This is a genomic window from Steroidobacter agaridevorans (assembly GCF_009932555.1).
Taxonomy (GTDB): Bacteria; Pseudomonadota; Gammaproteobacteria; order Steroidobacterales; family Steroidobacteraceae; genus Steroidobacter; species Steroidobacter agaridevorans.
Genome location: NZ_BLJO01000009.1, coordinates 420,200 through 436,588, shown reverse-complemented (window position 1 = coordinate 436,588; position 16,389 = coordinate 420,200). Strand labels below are relative to the sequence as shown.

9 protein-coding genes are annotated in these 16,389 nt (G+C 60.7%); 7 read left to right on the top strand and 2 right to left on the bottom strand.

The window, feature by feature from the left end:
• Positions 1 to 3: 3 nt before the first annotated feature.
• Positions 4 to 1,464, bottom strand: a complete 1,461-nt coding sequence (locus GYH35_RS29745; RefSeq protein ID WP_161830302.1) for a M17 family metallopeptidase — start codon at positions 1,462 to 1,464, stop codon at positions 4 to 6.
• A gap of 151 nt (positions 1,465 to 1,615) precedes the next feature.
• On the opposite strand from GYH35_RS29745, the gene aceE reads away from it, so the two are divergent.
• From aceE to GYH35_RS29715, 6 genes are all read left to right on the top strand, one after another.
• Entirely contained in the window at positions 1,616 to 4,285 is a 2,670-nt protein-coding gene (gene aceE / locus GYH35_RS29740) for a pyruvate dehydrogenase (acetyl-transferring), homodimeric type (RefSeq protein WP_161816194.1), read from the top strand.
• Positions 4,286 to 4,303: 18 nt separating this feature from the next.
• Positions 4,304 to 6,043, top strand: coding sequence for a dihydrolipoyllysine-residue acetyltransferase (gene aceF, locus GYH35_RS29735; RefSeq protein ID WP_161830301.1), 1,740 nt, complete (start codon positions 4,304 to 4,306; stop codon positions 6,041 to 6,043).
• Positions 6,040 to 7,932, top strand: coding sequence for a dihydrolipoyl dehydrogenase (gene lpdA / locus GYH35_RS29730; RefSeq protein WP_161830300.1), 1,893 nt, complete (start codon positions 6,040 to 6,042; stop codon positions 7,930 to 7,932). Before aceF ends, lpdA begins: the two co-directional genes overlap by 4 nt.
• Positions 7,933 to 8,280: 348 nt before the next feature.
• A complete protein-coding gene (locus GYH35_RS29725) occupies positions 8,281 to 8,868 on the top strand; it encodes an RNA polymerase sigma factor (protein WP_161816191.1) in 588 nt (195 codons plus the stop codon).
• A gap of 50 nt (positions 8,869 to 8,918) precedes the next feature.
• Positions 8,919 to 9,977, top strand: coding sequence for a FecR family protein (locus GYH35_RS29720; RefSeq protein WP_161816190.1), 1,059 nt, complete (start codon positions 8,919 to 8,921; stop codon positions 9,975 to 9,977).
• Positions 9,978 to 9,983: 6 nt separating this feature from the next.
• Positions 9,984 to 12,803, top strand: a complete 2,820-nt coding sequence (locus tag GYH35_RS29715) for a TonB-dependent receptor plug domain-containing protein (RefSeq protein WP_161830299.1) — start codon at positions 9,984 to 9,986, stop codon at positions 12,801 to 12,803.
• Between the two features lie 592 nt (positions 12,804 to 13,395).
• On the opposite strand, the gene GYH35_RS29710 is transcribed toward GYH35_RS29715, so the two are convergent.
• Complete coding sequence (locus GYH35_RS29710) at positions 13,396 to 14,769, bottom strand: MBL fold metallo-hydrolase (protein WP_161830298.1); 1,374 nt, start codon at positions 14,767 to 14,769, stop codon at positions 13,396 to 13,398.
• A gap of 195 nt (positions 14,770 to 14,964) precedes the next feature.
• Here GYH35_RS29710 and GYH35_RS34715 point away from each other — a divergent pair.
• A partial coding sequence (locus GYH35_RS34715; protein ID WP_202624844.1) for a TM0106 family RecB-like putative nuclease occupies positions 14,965 to 16,389 on the top strand: 1,425 nt, incomplete at its 3' end.

The following is a 16,389-nucleotide window of genomic DNA, read 5'->3' as shown; positions in this document are numbered from 1 at the left end:
GCACTACTCCCGACGCGCGCGCTTCATCCGTCCGCCGGTCAGCAGGCCCTGCTCGAGCAAGAGCTGAGTCGTGTATCGCACGCCGAAGCCCGTGAAATCCGTCGGCACGTGCGCCAATCCGCCCGGGCGATTGCCAGCGGCGAGATCGATGTGAATCCACGGAATCTCCGCCGGCACGAACTTGCTTAGGAACCGAGCGGCGAGGATGTGATCGCCTTTGCTATCCGGCGTGCACTGAAGGACATCGGCGATCGATGATTCGAGATCGCTGTCGAAGTCCTCATCCATCGGAAACGGCCACACGCGCTCGCCACTCTCACGGCCTGCGGCCTCGATCGCGCCGTGCCACTCGGGCCGGTTCGTGAACGCACCACAATAGCGCTCCGTCAGCGCCGTAACACACGCGCCGGTGAGCGTCGCGAAGTCGATGATCAAATCCGGCTTCTCGCGCGAAGCGATGGTGAGTGTATCCGCGAGCACCATGCGACCTTCGGCGTCGCTGTGCGCGACTTGGATCGTTGTGCCATTCGCTGCGCGCACGACTTCTTGCGGGCGAAAGGCGTTCGGGCCGATCTGGTTTTCGGTGATGGCGAGCCAGCAGTCGATGTCATAAGGCACGTTGAGACGGGTCAGCGCGAGCAGCGTGCCGACGGCGACGGCGCTGCCCTGCATGTCTTCGTGCATCTGATACATGCTCTTGTGGGGCTTCAAATTAATACCCCCCGTGTCAAAACAAATACCTTTGCCGACCAGGGCCAGTTTCTTGCGCGTGGAATCGCCGGCGGCGCGATAGCGGAGGCGCACGATGCCCGCGTCACGATGCTCATTTGCGCGTGTTACCGCCAGAAATGCGCCGGCATTCAGCTTCTTCAGCGCGCGCTCGTCGAGGAACGAGAACGCCCAGCCTTCGCGTTTCGCGAGGTCACGCAACGCTTTTCGATAACTCGCCGTGTGCAAGACGTTCGGTGGCAACGTGGTCAGCCAGCGCGCCAGGTGATTGCCACGGTCGATTGCGATCGACTGCTCCGCATCGATCTCCGGGCCATCGCCGCTGAGGGTGAGTTGCGGCGGTTCTGGCGCCTTTGGCGTCTTCGACTTGATCACCGGCATCGGCGCGGTCGCGGCCAGCGCAGCGGCGGTCAGCGCTTCGAGCATCGCTGCGCTCACAGCGGCGTCGAGCCCCTGTGTCGCGAGCAGCACTTTTGCGCCGGAAACAGGCGCTAACTCCTTCCAAATGCGGGTCGCGAGCGACAGCCGCTCGAAGGGCAAGCTTGAAGCTTTGGCCAGCGCCACCACCATAGGTGATGCATCGGCTGCCAGTCGCGCACTGAGGATAGATACAGGTCCGCGTGCCTTGGCTTCGCGATACAGCCGTTGCCAGGCCGCCCCGTAGGGCAGCTTGGTCAAGCGCTGCTCGGCCTGCTCCTTATCGATGACGACGATGCAGGCATCGTGTTTTTGCATTGAGCTTTCGCTCAGCTGCGCACGACGCTGAAAAATACGGATGTCGCGCTCTGCGGGAAGCAATTCCACCACGAGTAGTCCTTACTGGGTTCCTTGACCGAAAATTCTCAAACTCCGATGATACGCGGCCTACTTTTGCAGCACACCCGACATGTCCGAACCCTCCAGGTTTGATGATCTCGATCCCGAAGAAACCCGGGAATGGCTCGAATCGATTGACTCGGTGATCAAGGCGCAGGGCGCCGGCCGGGCCCACTTTCTGCTCGAAAGGTTGATCGATTTCACGCGCCGGAGCGGCGCGTACCTGCCGTTCAAGCCCAATACGGCCTATGTAAATACAATTTCACCCGGGCAGGAGCAGGAGTACCCGGGGGATCGCAGCATCGAGCGGCGCATCGAAGCGTTCATCCGCTGGAATGCGATGGCCATGGTGGTGCACACCAATCGCCAGAGCTCCGAATACGGCGGCCACATCGCAAGCTATGCCTCGTCGGCGACCATGTATGAAGTGGGCTTCAACCACTTCTGGCGTGCGCCGTCCGAGAAGCATCCCGGCGACATGGTGTACATCCAGGGCCACGTCGCGCCGGGCATCTACGCACGCGCGTATCTCGAAGGGCGTCTGTCCGAAGAGAATCTGCGTTACTTCCGTCAGGAAGTGGCCAGCCCGGAAAAGGGACTGAGCTCGTACCCGCATCCCTGGTTGATGCCGGACTTCTGGCAGTTCCCGACCGTCTCCATGGGCCTCGGTCCGATGATGGCGATCTATCAGGCGCGCTTTCAGCGCTACCTCGAAAATCGCGGCATCGTGCCGGAGACCGACCGCAAAGTGTGGGCGTTCCTCGGCGACGGCGAGATGGACGAGCCCGAATCGATGGGCGCGATCACCATGCCGGTGCGCGAGAAGCTCGACAACCTGGTGTTCGTCATCAACTGCAACTTGCAGCGCCTCGACGGTCCGGTGCGCGGCAACGGCAAGATCATTCAAGAGCTCGAAGCCGCTTTCCTCGGCGCGGGCTGGAACGTCGTCAAAGTCATCTGGGGCTCGCGTTGGGATCCTTTGCTCGCGAAGGACACCAAGGGCCTGCTGCGCCGGGTGATGGAAGAGTGCGTCGACGGCGAATATCAGAACTTCAAGGCCAAGGGCGGCGCTTACACGCGCGAGAACTTCTTCGGCAAATATCCCGAGCTGAAGGAGATGGTCGCCAACATGTCGGATGACGACATCTGGCGCTTGAACCGCGGCGGCCACGACTACAAGAAAGTCTGGAACGCCTACAACGCGGCCGTGAATCACAAGGGCGCGCCCACCGTCATCCTGTGCAAGACGGTCAAGGGCTTCATGATGGGCAAGTGGGGCGAGAGCCAGAACATCACCCACCAGCAGAAGAAGCTCGACGACGAAGCGCTGAAGGAATTCCGCAAGCGCGTGCACATCAATATTCCGGATGAGCAACTCGCCAAGTCGCCGTTCCAGCGGCTGCCGGAAGACAGCGAAGAGATGAAGTATCTGCGCGAGCGTCGCGAACGGCTCGGCGGCCCGCTGCCGCAGCGTCGCTCGAATGCGCCGTCGCTCACCATTCCTCCGCTGGAGACCTTCGATTCGCTGCTGCAGTCCTCGGGCGATCGTGAGTTCTCCACCACGATGGCGTTCGTGCGCATCCTGCAGATGCTGGTGAAGGACAAGAACATCGGCAAGAACGTCGTGCCGATCGTGCCCGATGAAGCACGCACCTTCGGTATGGAAGGCATGTTCCGTCAGGTCGGCATCTATTCTTCGGCGGGGCAGCTGTACACGCCGCAGGACGCCGATCAGCTGATGTTCTACAAGGAAGACAAGAAAGGTCAGATTCTCGAAGAGGGCATCAACGAAGGCGGCGCGCTCGCTTCGTTCATCGCGGCCGGTACCGCGTATGCCAACAACAACGTGAACATGATCCCGTTCTACATCTATTACTCGATGTTCGGGTTCCAGCGCGTTGGCGACTTCATCTGGGCGGCTGGCGACAGCCAGGCTCGCGGCTTCCTGTTGGGCGGCACTTCGGGCCGCACGACGCTCGCGGGCGAAGGCTTGCAGCACCAGGACGGTCACAGTCATCTCGCGGCGAGCACGATTCCGAACTGCGTCGCCTACGATCCGACGTATGCATACGAGCTCGCGGTCATCATTCAGGATGGCATGCGCCGCATGTTTGCCGACCAGGAAGATGTGTTCTATTACCTCTCGGTGATGAACGAGAACTACGCGCACCCGGCCATGCCGAAGGGCGCGGAGGCGGGCATCCTCAAAGGCATGTATCTGCTGCAGGCCGGCGGCAAGGGCAAGGTGCGTGTGAACCTGATGGGTTCGGGCACGATCCTGCGCGAAGTCCTCAAGGCTGCCGAGATTCTCGAGAAGGATTACGGCGTGCCAGCCGACGTGTTCAGCGCGACCAGCTTCTCCGAGGCGCGTCGCGAGGCGCTCGACGTCGAACGCACCAACATGCTGCATCCGGATGCGCCGCAGGCGGTGCCGTATCTGCGGCAGGTGTTCGGCGATCGCACTGGTCCGTTCATCGCGGCGACGGACAACATGCGCATCGTGGCCGATCAAATTCGTCAGTGGGTCCCTGGACGTTTCGTCGTGCTCGGCACCGACGGTTACGGCCGCAGCGACTCGCGTGCCCAGCTTCGCCGGCACTTCGAAGTGGACGCGCCGCATATCGTGGTGGCCTCGCTCCGCGCGCTCGCGGATGAAGGCAAGCTCGACATGGCGACCGTCAAGGCGGCGATCAAGAAATTCAACATCGATCCGGACAAGCCGAATCCGGTCACGCAGTAAGGTCCCGGTCAAGCAAGCATGGCAACAGATATCAAAGTCCCGGACCTGGGCGACTTCAAGGACGTCGAGGTCATCGACGTCCTGGTCAAGCCCGGCGATCAGATCGACGTCGACACTCCATTGATCTCGATCGAGACGGAGAAGGCGACCATGGACGTGCCGTCCACGGCCGCGGGCGTCATCACCTCGCTCGCCTTGAAGAAGGGCGATCGTGTTTCCAAAGGCAGCCTGATCGGTCAGATCGAAGCCAAAGGCGGCGCGGCCCCGGCCGTGGCTGCTCCGGCGGGCGCGAAGAAGACGAGCGGCGCGGTCGAAGAGCCCGTCTCCACGCCGTCGATCAGCAAGGAACAATCGGAGCGCAACGCTGGCGCGCCGGCAAAGGCTGAAGCTCCGAGCAAGCCGGCGTCGGGCGGTGGCTCGGCGGGCGGCGGCGAAGTTCGTGTGCCCGATCTCGGCGACTTCAAAGATGTCGAAGTCATCGATGTGCTGGTCAAGCCCGGCGATCGCATCGAAGTCGACACTCCGCTGCTGACGCTCGAGACCGAGAAGGCGACGATGGATGTTCCGTCCACGGCCGCCGGTGTGGTCAAGTCGCTCGCGCTGAAGAAGGGCGATCGTGTGTCCAAGGGCGCACTGATCGGCTTGCTCGAAGGCGGCGCCGCTCCTGCTGCGAAGGCCGCGCCGGAAGCGCCGAAGGCTGCGCCTGCTGAACCCGCAAAGGCCGCCGCACCCGCTGCGGCTCCAGCGAAGAAGGAGCCGGCACCTGCGCCAGCTCCTGCAACGCCGGCTCCGGCCGCGACGAAAGGTTTGCCGCAGATCGACGAAGCCGGTTTCGCTCGCGCGTACGCGAGTCCATCGGTTCGCAAGTTCGCGCGCGAGCTAGGCGCCGATTTGAGTCGTATGAAGGGCACGGGACCGAAAGGTCGGATCACGCCCGAGGACGTGAAGGCGTTCGTCAAACAGGCGCTCACTTCAGGCGCGCCCGCAGGCGCCGGTGCAGCTGCTGGCGGCGGCGCGCTGCCGAAGATTCCAGAAGTCGATTTCTCCAAGTTCGGCGAGATCGAGGTCAAGCCGCTCAGCCGCATCCAGAAGATTTCCGGTCCGCATCTGCAGGCGAGCTGGCTGAACATTCCGCATGTCTGGCAGATGGACGAAGCGGACATCACCGAGCTGGAAGAAACGCGCAAGAAGCTCAAGGGCGAAGCCGAGAAGCAGGGCATCAAGCTCACGCCGCTCGCGTTCGTGCTGCGCGCTTGCGTGCTGGCGTTGAAGCAGTTCCCGAACGTCAACAGCTCGCTGGAGTCCTCGGGCAAGAACCTCATTCTCAAGAAGTTCATCAACCTGGGCTTCGCGGCGGACACCCCGGGCGGTCTCGTCGTACCTGTGATCAAGGATGCCGACAAGAAGGATATTTATGAGATCGCGCGCGAGCTCGCCGACCTCTCTGCGAAGGCGCGCGATGGCAAGCTGAAAATCACCGAGATGCAGGGCGCGACCTTTACTGTGTCGAGCCTCGGCGGCATCGGTGGCGTGGGCTTCACGCCCATCATCAATGCGCCGGAAGTGGCGATCCTCGGTGTCGCGAAGTCGAGCTTCAAGCCGGTTTATAAAGACGGCCAGTTCGTGCCGCGCCTGATGCTGCCATTCACTCTGGCCTACGATCACCGCGTGATCGACGGTGCTGCCGGCGTGCGTTTCACCACCTTCCTGGCGGAGAAGCTCGCGGATGTCCGTGGGCTGATCGAGGCCGTGCCGTGACCAAAGTTAACGTTCCCGATATCGGTGACTTCAAAGATGTCGAAGTCATCGATGTGCTCGTCAAGCCGGGCGATGAGATCGCGCTGGAAACTCCGCTCGTCACGCTCGAGACCGAGAAGGCGACGATGGATGTGCCCTCGTCCGCGGCGGGTGTCGTCAAGTCGATCTCGTTGAAGAAGGGCGACCGCGTTTCCAAAGGCAGCCTGATTCTCGAAGTCGAAGCCGCCGGCGCCGCCGCCGCACCCGCACCTGCGCCGGCCCCGGCTGCTAAAGAGACAAAGGCCGCAGCACCTGCGCCTGCCAAGGAAGAAGAGGACGTTCCGTTCACGGACACCATCGTCCGCGAGCAACGGGCGAAGGCAGCTGCCGCGAATGCGCCTGCGGCCGCTCCCACTCCGGCCAAGGACACATCGGGCGGCACATACGACTTCGACATGGTCGTGCTTGGCGCCGGCCCCGGTGGTTACACGGCTGCGTTCCGCGCCGCCGATCTCGGCATGAAAGTCGCGCTGGTCGAGCGCTGGCCGCAACTCGGCGGCGTGTGTCTCAACGTCGGCTGCATTCCTTCGAAGGCACTGCTGCACGCTGCGAAGGTGATTGAAGAAGCCCACGAGATGGAGAGCTTCGGCGTTACCTTCGGCAAGCCTCAGATCGACGCGGTCAAGCTGAAGGGTTGGAAAGAGAAGGTCGTTAGCAAACTGACCGGCGGTCTCGGCATCCTTGCGAAACAACGCAAGGTCGAAGTGATCCGTGGCATCGGCAAGTTCGTCTCTCCGCATGAGATGCAGATTGCGAACACCGATATGACGCCGCTCTCGACGGTGCTGTCGAAAGGCGAGAACGCGCCGGGTGAAGGCGCGCGCAAGATCTCGTTCAAGCACTGCATTATCGCGGCCGGCTCTGAAGTCGTTCGCTTGCCGGGCGTCCCCGACGATCCGCGCATCATCGATTCCACCGGCGCGCTCGAGCTGGATCTGCCGAAGCGCATGCTGGTCGTCGGCGGCGGCATCATCGGCCTGGAAATGGCTTGCGTGTACGACGCGCTGGGCACGAAGGTCAGCGTCGTCGAGCTCACCGACGGGCTCATCCCAGGTTGCGATCGCGATCTGGTGCGTCCGCTCGAGAAGCGCATCGGCAAGCGCTACGAAAAAATCATGGTGAAGACCAAGGTCACCAAGATCGAGGCGCTCAAGGAAGGCATTCGGGTCACGTTCGAGGGCGAGCAGGCCATCGAGCCGCAGATGTACGACAAGGTGCTGATCGCCGTCGGCCGCAGCCCGAATGGCAAGAAGATCGGCGCGGAAGCGGCCGGCGTCGTCGTCAACGAGCGCGGCTTCATTCCGGTCGACAAGCAGATGCGCACGAACGTTTCGCACATCTTCGCGATTGGCGATATCGTCGGCCAGCCCATGCTCGCTCACAAGGCGTCGCATGAAGGCAAGCTCGCGGCCGAAGTCGCCCACGGAGAGAAACGTTTCTTCGATGCTCGCGTGATTCCGTCGGTCGCTTACACCGATCCGGAAATTGCATGGGTCGGCGTCACCGAGACCGAAGCGAAGGCCAAGGGCATCGCGTTCGAGAAGGGCAGCTTCCCGTGGTCGGCCAATGCCCGCTCGCTCACGCTCGGACGTGACGATGGCATGACCAAAGTGTTGTTCGATCCCGCCACGCATCGTGTCATCGGTGGCGGCATTGTCGGTCCCAACGCCGGCGATCTGATCTCCGAGCTTGCGCTCGCGATCGAGATGAACACGGATGCGGCCGACCTGGGCCTGACCATTCATCCGCATCCGACGCTGTCGGAGACGGTGATGTTCTCGGCCGAAGCGTACGAAGGCACCCTGACCGATCTGTACGTGCCGAAGAAGGCAGCTCGCCCCGCCCACTGATCGACGTTTAGTCAAAACGTCATCGATTAGAAATATTCGTGAAAAAGGCTTGTCCCCCTGGGGCAAGCCTCCCGAGTGCGCTGCTTGTGAGGAAACAACTGCGCTCGTTTCTGCCGTTTACTCCTATTTCAGTTCATCACGAATAGATAACTGAACGGAACCGCGATTGCGTGGCGGCCTCCAGGGTTAGTTCCCGGACCATGACCGGTCCACCTCAGTGGAAACCCCTTTTGCATAGCTCGCCGACGACAGGATACAAGTAGGGCGCGATGCATAAAGAGTGGTCGGGCAAGACACGTCGCTTAGGGAATGCTCGTGATCGATCGCCGGAGTCATGGGGAAGTCAAGATGACCTCGCCTGCGCGCACTGTGGACGCGCGACGAGAAACCGTGGCTTCACCGGCGCCGGAGCCTGTCGATCAGAGCAACCCAAAGAATCGCTTCGCACAGTGGTTCAAGGACTGGCGCAAGCCGGTGAGACATTGGCTGTCCCGGCGCGCCTCGGTGCCTGCCGCCGAGCTGGACGATCTCGCGCAGGAGGTTTTTCTGCGCTTGCTTCGTTATAGCGAGAAGACGGCGGTCGAGAACCCTTTGGGATATCTGTTGCGCATCGCGGGCAACGTCGCCAGCGAATGGCGCGAGCGCGCCCGAGTTTCCAAGCCGCACGATCAAGAATGGCTCGAAGATTTGCTGATCGAGCCCGATCAGGAGCCGGAGAATTCTGTTAGTCAGGCCGGCAGCGATGCAAACGTGCAGGCCGCCGTCGACAAGCTGCCGCCACGGCAGCGTCAGGTTCTACTGTTGCGAGTGAACGAGGGGCTGACCTACAAGCAGATCGCCGAGCGGCTCGAGTTGTCGCCACGAGTCGTGCTGCGTGATCTGTCCCGCGCCTACAGCCAGCTGCGGACGCGACTGGATCCGGAAGACCTCAAGTGATGGATGCACAAGAGGAACGCAACGTGCCAACAGCAATGGACCGAAAACGCATGGTTAGCCAAGAAGCTGCCTACTGGTATATCCGCTGCTCCGACGAGCGGTCGATGTCGCGCTACGACCGCAAGCTGCTGCTGGCGTGGCTGAAGAAGTCGCCGGAGCACGTTGCGGAAATCCTGCGTATGTTTCAATTGGATGGGCAATGCGCTCGGCAGCGATTGCGCGATGTGGTCAATGGGCTGTGCGAGTCCAATGTCGTCGAAGTCGATTTCGGCGGCGGTGCATCGCAATACGACTATCAGCCCAGCAGAACGGTCAGCGACAAGGTTCCACGCAAGGCCGCCGAGTCGAAGTTCAAGCCGTTGTGGAAAGTGGCGGCGGCGATCGGCACCTTTTCGGTAGCGGGGCTGCTGGGACACGCGGTGCTCGATCGTCCCAATGGCGTCATCGAGACCGTTGCGAGTGAATGGCAACACAAGTCGCTCGAGGACGGCAGCTCGATTCACCTGGATGCGCGAACTCAGTTGAAGGTCGAATTCACCGACGGACAGCGCATCGTTTATCTCAATCACGGCCAGGCGGCCTTCGATGTGGCCAAAGATTCGCGGCGGCCCTTCATCGTGCGGACGCCGCTGGTCGATGTCGTTGCCGTGGGCACTCGCTTCAGTGTCGATATCGGCCTGGATGCAGGTGTCACGACGGTCGTGGAAGAAGGGGTCGTCAAAGTAATCAAGCACGGCGAGACGGATTCGTCTGCGGTGATGCTGGCTCGAGACGAACAGTTGTATATCGCTCCGCCTTCCGTTGTCGAAGTCCCGCGCATTTCCGCACCAAACAAGATTCACGTCGATGCCAAGGCCGAACTGGAGTGGACCACCGGCTGGGTCCATTTCGACGAAGGGGCCACGGTCCGCGAGATGGTGAAGCAGTTCAATCGCCGTCATGAGGTTCAGGTCAACATCGTCGATCCTGTCGTGGCGGAGAAGAAGGTTCGTTATGCGCGCATGAAAATCGATTCAGTCGAAAACTTCAGAGACGCGATGGACAACCAGGAGGGGGTTGCAGTGAGTGAAGATCGCGAACATAAAACGCTGCGTCTGCGGTCGGAATGAGCCACCGTGCCTTTCAGCCGCTGGCACGTTCCAAGTACGCTGGCCATCGTGCTTTTGTGCGGATGGGCACCACTGTCATGGGCGCTGGACGATTCGACGAGCAATGAATACGAACTAAACATCTCCGCCGGATTGCTCATCGAAGCAATCAAGCAATTCTCCCAGCAAACCGACGTTCAATTCACCGTCGACATGCAGGCGACGGAAGTCGATTTCCTGCGGACGCAGGGCTTTCGGGCGCGCCTCTCGGCTCGCGCCGCGCTCGCAAGAATCCTGGAGGGGAGTGGTCTTGCCACGGAGTGGCAGGGGGACCATACGGTTCGCATTTATCCGGGGATTGTGCGGCCGCACGGGGAGAGCGGGGAACGGGAAGTGGAGGTGACGGGGACGCGGCTAAGAGGGGGGGAAGGGCCGGCGCCGATTCGTGTGTATAACCGGGAGCAGATCGATCGAATGGGCGTCTCGTCGCTGTCAGGAATGGCGACCTACTTGACCCAGCAGCCGTTTTCTTTCGGGCAATTTGTTCAGCGTAGCGGAGCTCAGCATTTTCAACTGCGCGGGCTAGGTGTGGATACCACGCTTGTTCTCATCAATGGACGCAGGGTGTCGCCAAGCGCAACCAGCGTTAGTTTGAATGCCTTTGACCTGAACATGATTCCCCTTACGGCCGTGGAACGTATCGAAATCATGTCGGATTCGGCCTCGGCTATTTATGGCTCCGACGCCATCGGTGGCGTCGCTAATATTATTCTCAAGGAGGCAGGTGCTGGGCCAGACGTTCATCTTCATTACGGCGGGGCGGCTGGCGGAGCCGAGGAGCGGCGGATCGCGGGCTCTTTGGGCACTTCCGGGCAACGCTTCAGGTCCTCGCTCACGCTCGATTACTTCGACCGCTCCGCGCTCGTCGGGGCGGAGCGTGAGCTCTGGCGAAATCAGGACTTTCGGCGCTTTGGGGGCAAGGACTATCGTATAACTGCGGCACCGCGAGCCAATATTTACTCACTAACCGGTGCGCTGCTTTCGGGATTGCCGACCTCGCAAGCATCGGTGCCGGTGGGTAGTACCGGCGTCGGTCTTCGATCGGAGGATTTCCTGGCAACAGCTGGAGAGGTCAGCTACTACTCCTCTAGGGAAACCGCATCTGTTGACCTTGATCTGAAACAGCTGTCCGCCATCGGCTCGGCGGAACTCTCCCTTGGTGCGCGTTCCGTCATGTTTGGCGAGATGCTGATAAGCACGAGCGATATCGTGAACCAGAACGCCTTGCCTGCCGTAACGGGACAGGTCGTAGCCGCCGAGAATCCATTCAATCCATTTGGTGAGCCGGTCAGGGCCGACTTTTCACTGACTGGGACGAAACCCCTATCTCAGGAGACGGGGGCGCGGTTCTCACGATTCGTGCTTGGAGCTCGCGGCGGATTGAGTAGCTGGGATTGGGAGTTAGCGCTGACCAGCAGCGACGAGAGCGCTGACGTGACAGTGGGTGATCTGGATCTAGCACGTGTTGAGGCGGCATTACGATCGACCGACGCCCAGACGGCACTAAATCCGTTTGCAGATGGTCCCGCAGGGGGCGATGCGCTGTTGTCGTCCCTAGTGCGTGACCAAAAATACGGATATTCCTCGCGAGCGTGGTTGCTCTCCGGATTCCTGCGAGGCTCGTTGTTTCGCATGCCAGGCGGAATGAGCGAACTTGTCGCAGGAGGAGAGGTGCGGCGAGAAGAGGTGAAAACCGTCGACATGTCGCCGCTAAAGCAAGAGCGCGACATCGTTTCTGAATTCGCGGAACTCAAGTTGCCACTATTGAAGGAACTGTCGCTGAAGCTGGCCTTGCGAGCAGATTTCTATGAGCACGCAGAAGACTCGGTGAACCCGCAGTATGGCCTCGTGTGGCGTCCGAGTCCGGACTGGTTGGTCCGAGCCGCCTATGGCACGAGCTTTCGGCCGCCGTCGTTGGCCGAACTATCCTTCCCAAGATCGGTGTTACAGTTCCCTCTCGCGGACCTTCGGCGCGGCGGCTCGATATCCCCGGTCTGGCTCATAGTCGGTGGCAATCCCGGCCTCGAAAATGTGGCGGCGCATTCTTTTACCACGGGCGTCGCTTATCGAGACAGTGATAGGCCGGGGCTGCATTGGGGCGCTCACTACTGGCGGGTGGTTATGGACAACCGCATTATCCTGCCCGGTGCCCTGAACGTTGAGAAACTGAAAGAAGTGCCCGGCCGTGTTACGCGCTCCGCACCGACGGAGGCCGACAGGTTGGTTGGCTGGCCTGGTGCGCTTCAATCAATAGATATCTCGCTCCTCAATTACGGTCGGCTGGAGACCAGCGGTATTGACCTTGATCTCTCACATCGCACTACAACGAGCTTAGGCCGCCTGCAGTTGGCGCTGTCAGCCACTTGGGTGGATGAGTATTCTTCGAAGGATTTTGCTCCGCTCGCCACGTCGGATCGCGTGGGCGTCGCGAATTATCTGGGCACAATTCCCGAGTGGCGTCTGATCGGGTCGCTGACGTGGGAGGGCAATGGCTGGGGCGTTTCCACGACGGCGACGTTTACGCCAAGCTATCAGGATTCAGATCTGACCGGGGCGCTAGATAGAAGTCTGCCATCCCGCACAGTCATCGACTTACAGACATGGCTGGAATTGGACCGATTCTTCGACCCAGCTTGCTTTGATGGCATGAAGATCACGGGCGGGGCAGTGAATCTCTTCGATGAGGATGTGGACTTCGCAAATGCTGGCTTGATGTTCGGCTTTGATATATCGCAAGCGGATCTGAAACAGCGATTCGCGTATTTCCGGATTACGAAGAGCTTTTAGCCGCATCGTGGATAGCCAAGAGGGCCCGTCACTGAGCGCGGGCCCCCGTCCTGCGCTTTCTTGCTATTCGCCGTATGTAAACGTGCAGCAGGAATCTGTTATGAACGGGACGCCGTTCTGCTTCGTCTCCACCCTCGCATCACCCAAATCGATCACTTCAATCCCTTGAACCTCCTCGTCCTTTCTTTCCTCTGTTTTCTGATTCATGACGGTTCCTTAAAGGATTTATGACCATCCTCCTGCCCGTCGGTAAATATCCTTTCCTATTGGTTAACGGCAATTAGGCAACTTCCGGAGCTCAAAAAATAAATGGGTTTACCATCCGTAAAGAGGGGGGTTAAGCTCGCCCGGTGATCCGGTCAACGTGAGCAGAGACCGATAAGATCATCAGGACCTAGGTGCTTGGTTCGCCCTTGGTGGTTTGTAGTGGGCCTCATGGATGAGGTCTGCTGCAGATCTTCGAACCAGCGCCGTCAGAGCGTGAGAATTTGCAGCCCTGTTAGGGAGGATGGGGCTGCAAGCTCCATTGATCCCGCCCGCGGGGTCGTGCGATCCCCCTATTGCCACTTCTTTCTACGGAAGCCGCCGAACATCACGCCGTGAAGCGCCGATAGCTGCGCCGTGCAATTTTATAAAGCGCGGGCGTTGCTGACTGGAGCGTGGCGAGAAATGTGCGGCGGAGCTTGCGGGAGGAGTCCACGCGAACTTGATCGAGCCAGCCGTGGAAGCCGGAATCCTTGCGGTAGGCGCGAAAATAATCATGCAGCTCGCCGACCGTGAAAGCTCGGCCGTTGTCGCCGTACTTGGCGACATAGGGAGTGAAGTCCGGATAGAGCGACCGCACGCCACCGTGCAGCACGGTCTTCGTGAAGTTGGAGATCAGCAGGTCATCGAAGATCTCGTAGTTGATCGCGGTCATGAGGGAGTGACGGGGCGCCTCGAAGGTAATGCCGCGGCCCTTCGGGCCGCCGAGGTCCACGAAATTGTCCTGGCCGCCGACGCGTACATCGATGAATTGGAATTTTTGTCGCAGGTGATCGAACTTCTGAAAGTACGCGCGCACGGTTTGCACATCCTGCGGGTCGAGCGGTTCCGACCAGTCGTCGCCGAACTCCTGCGGCTCATGGAATTCTCGTGGTGCAAGCTCCATCGCCGTTTCGGTGATGCGATCCTTGGTCACATCGTACGAAAAGTAGCCAGGAATGAATTCCCCCCGCGCGTGGTTGAAGTTGGTTCCGTGGGCCTCGATGGGGACCTCATAATCCGATGCCCAGCGCGAATCGGTCCGCGCGAACACATGGTTGCAAGAAAACGGCGCCGTATGCGTACCGGACCACTTCTTCAGCAGCCCGCTGTAGGAATAGCCGAGCGGCTTCGATTCGGGCGGCAGCGGCTCGATTCGCTGCCCGTCTTCGGTGAAGAAGTTCACCATGTCGGCCGTGCCGTTGTTGAAGAGCTTGAGCACGAACCGACGCTTGAACGCTTGGAATCGGGTGTGCAGCGTTGCTCGGGTGCCAAGCGCGGAGCCGTCGTTGAGATTCAGAACGGCGCATTGGTCGCCAAGTGCGATCAGCAGCGCCGCATCCTGATTCCAATCCGCACAACAAAGAATTCTGACGTGCCGTGAAATCTGCAGCCAGGAATCGTCTGCAAGCTCGTGGGCGCGGTAGCCGGCGGCCTTCAGATCGCGAAGGATCCGCCCGCCGTGGTGGCGAGGCACCAGCACGGTCCTGTCGTGGAACTGCGCGAGAGAATCGAGATTCAGATGATCCGGATGTCCATGGGACAGCCAGACATGTTGAGTTGCAGCGAATGCTTCGCGCTGCTCCGGCGTGAATCGATAGGGCAGCATCCAGGACCCGAAGTATTGCGCGCCCGAGATCCAGGGATCGGTGACGAGCACGGGGATGCCGCCGTCATAGACGATCAACGTTGCGTTGCCACATGTCTCGAATCCGAGGTCCATTGAAGCCTCCCGCTCGGGCAGATCGAACCGGGATCAATCCGGCCAGCTTCTTATTCCAGTGACAACCGGGATGTGGGCGGCAGTGTGTTCCCTTGATCGCGTGGGTGTCCATTTCGATCGCCGCGATATCGCGGCGCCGGAAGCGGGGTGTAGAGTCGCGCCTCGTCTAATAAGCGTCGGCAAAAAGGGCTTGCCTTGCTCAAACGCGGTCACGCGCTGCAGCTCAGCGCATCCGATCTGGTCGGCTATCTCAACTGTCATCATCTGACGCACCTCGACGCGCAGGTCGCCTCGGGTGCGTTGTCGAAACCCGATGTGTGGGATCCCTCGCTCGAAGTGCTGTGGGAACGCGGCGCTGCTCACGAGCGCGCGTACGTCGATCACTTGCGCTCGCGCGGTTTGAAGATCGTCGAGATCGAAGGTGTCGGTGTCTCCCAGACACAGGTAGAGCAAACAATGATGGCCATGCGCGCCGGCGCTGAGGTCATCGTGCAGGGTGCTTTTCTCGAAGGAGTCTGGAGCGGACGCACGGACGTGCTCCTTCGCGTGCCGGGAGCGAGCGCGCTCGGCGATTGGTCGTATGAAGTAGTCGATACGAAGCTGGCGCGCGAGACCAAGGGCGGCACGGTGTTGCAGCTGTGCTTGTACTCGGACCTGTTGGCTAGCGCACAAGGGCGGACGCCTGAGCACATGCATGTCGTCACACCGGGCTGTGGCTTCGAACCGGCGGGCTACAGAACAGCCGCGTACGCGGCCTACTATCGACAGGTGCGCACGGCGTTGGAACGATCGCTCGCGCAAACGGAAGGCGCACCGACCTATCCGAATCCGAAAGATCACTGCGACATCTGCCGTTGGCGGCGAGACTGCGACGCGCGGCGGCGACGCGACGATCATTTGTGTCTGGTCGCCGGCATCTCGGCGACGCAGATCGCAGAACTGGCTCGGCACAACATCACGACACTGACGGGCCTGGCGCATCTGCCAGTTCCCTTACCCTGGAAGCCCGAGCGCGGTGTGGCGCAGTCGTTCGAGCGCAGTCGTGAGCAGGCACGAGTCCAGCGGGAAGGCCGGCAGAGTGCGCAGCCGATTTATGAGGCGCTGCCGCTCACGCCGAACACCGGGCTTTATCGACTGCCGGAGCCGTCGCCCGGTGACATCTTTCTCGACCTCGAGGCAGATCCATTCGTTGGCGAGGAAGGGCTGGAATTTCTCTTTGGCTACGTGACCGCGGATGCCACTGGCGCGCGCAACTACGTTGCGGAGTGGGCGTTCTCGCGGGCGGAGGAGCGTCGGGCGTTCGAGCGATTCGTCGATTTCGTGATGGATCGATGGGCGAAGTATCCCGGGCTTCACATCTATCACTACGCGCCTTATGAGCCGAGCGCGCTGAAGCGGCTGATGGGCCGATATGCGACGCGTGAAGATGAGATCGATCGGATGTTGCGCGGCTCGCTGTTCGTCGACCTTTACACTATTGCGCGACAAAGCATTCGCGCCAGCGTGGAAAGGTACTCGATCAAGAATCTCGAGACCTTCTACGACTTCAATCGCAGTGTGCCGTTGATCGAGGTCAGAAGCGCGCTCGCGAAACTGCAAGCCCGCCTCGAGCTCGATGAC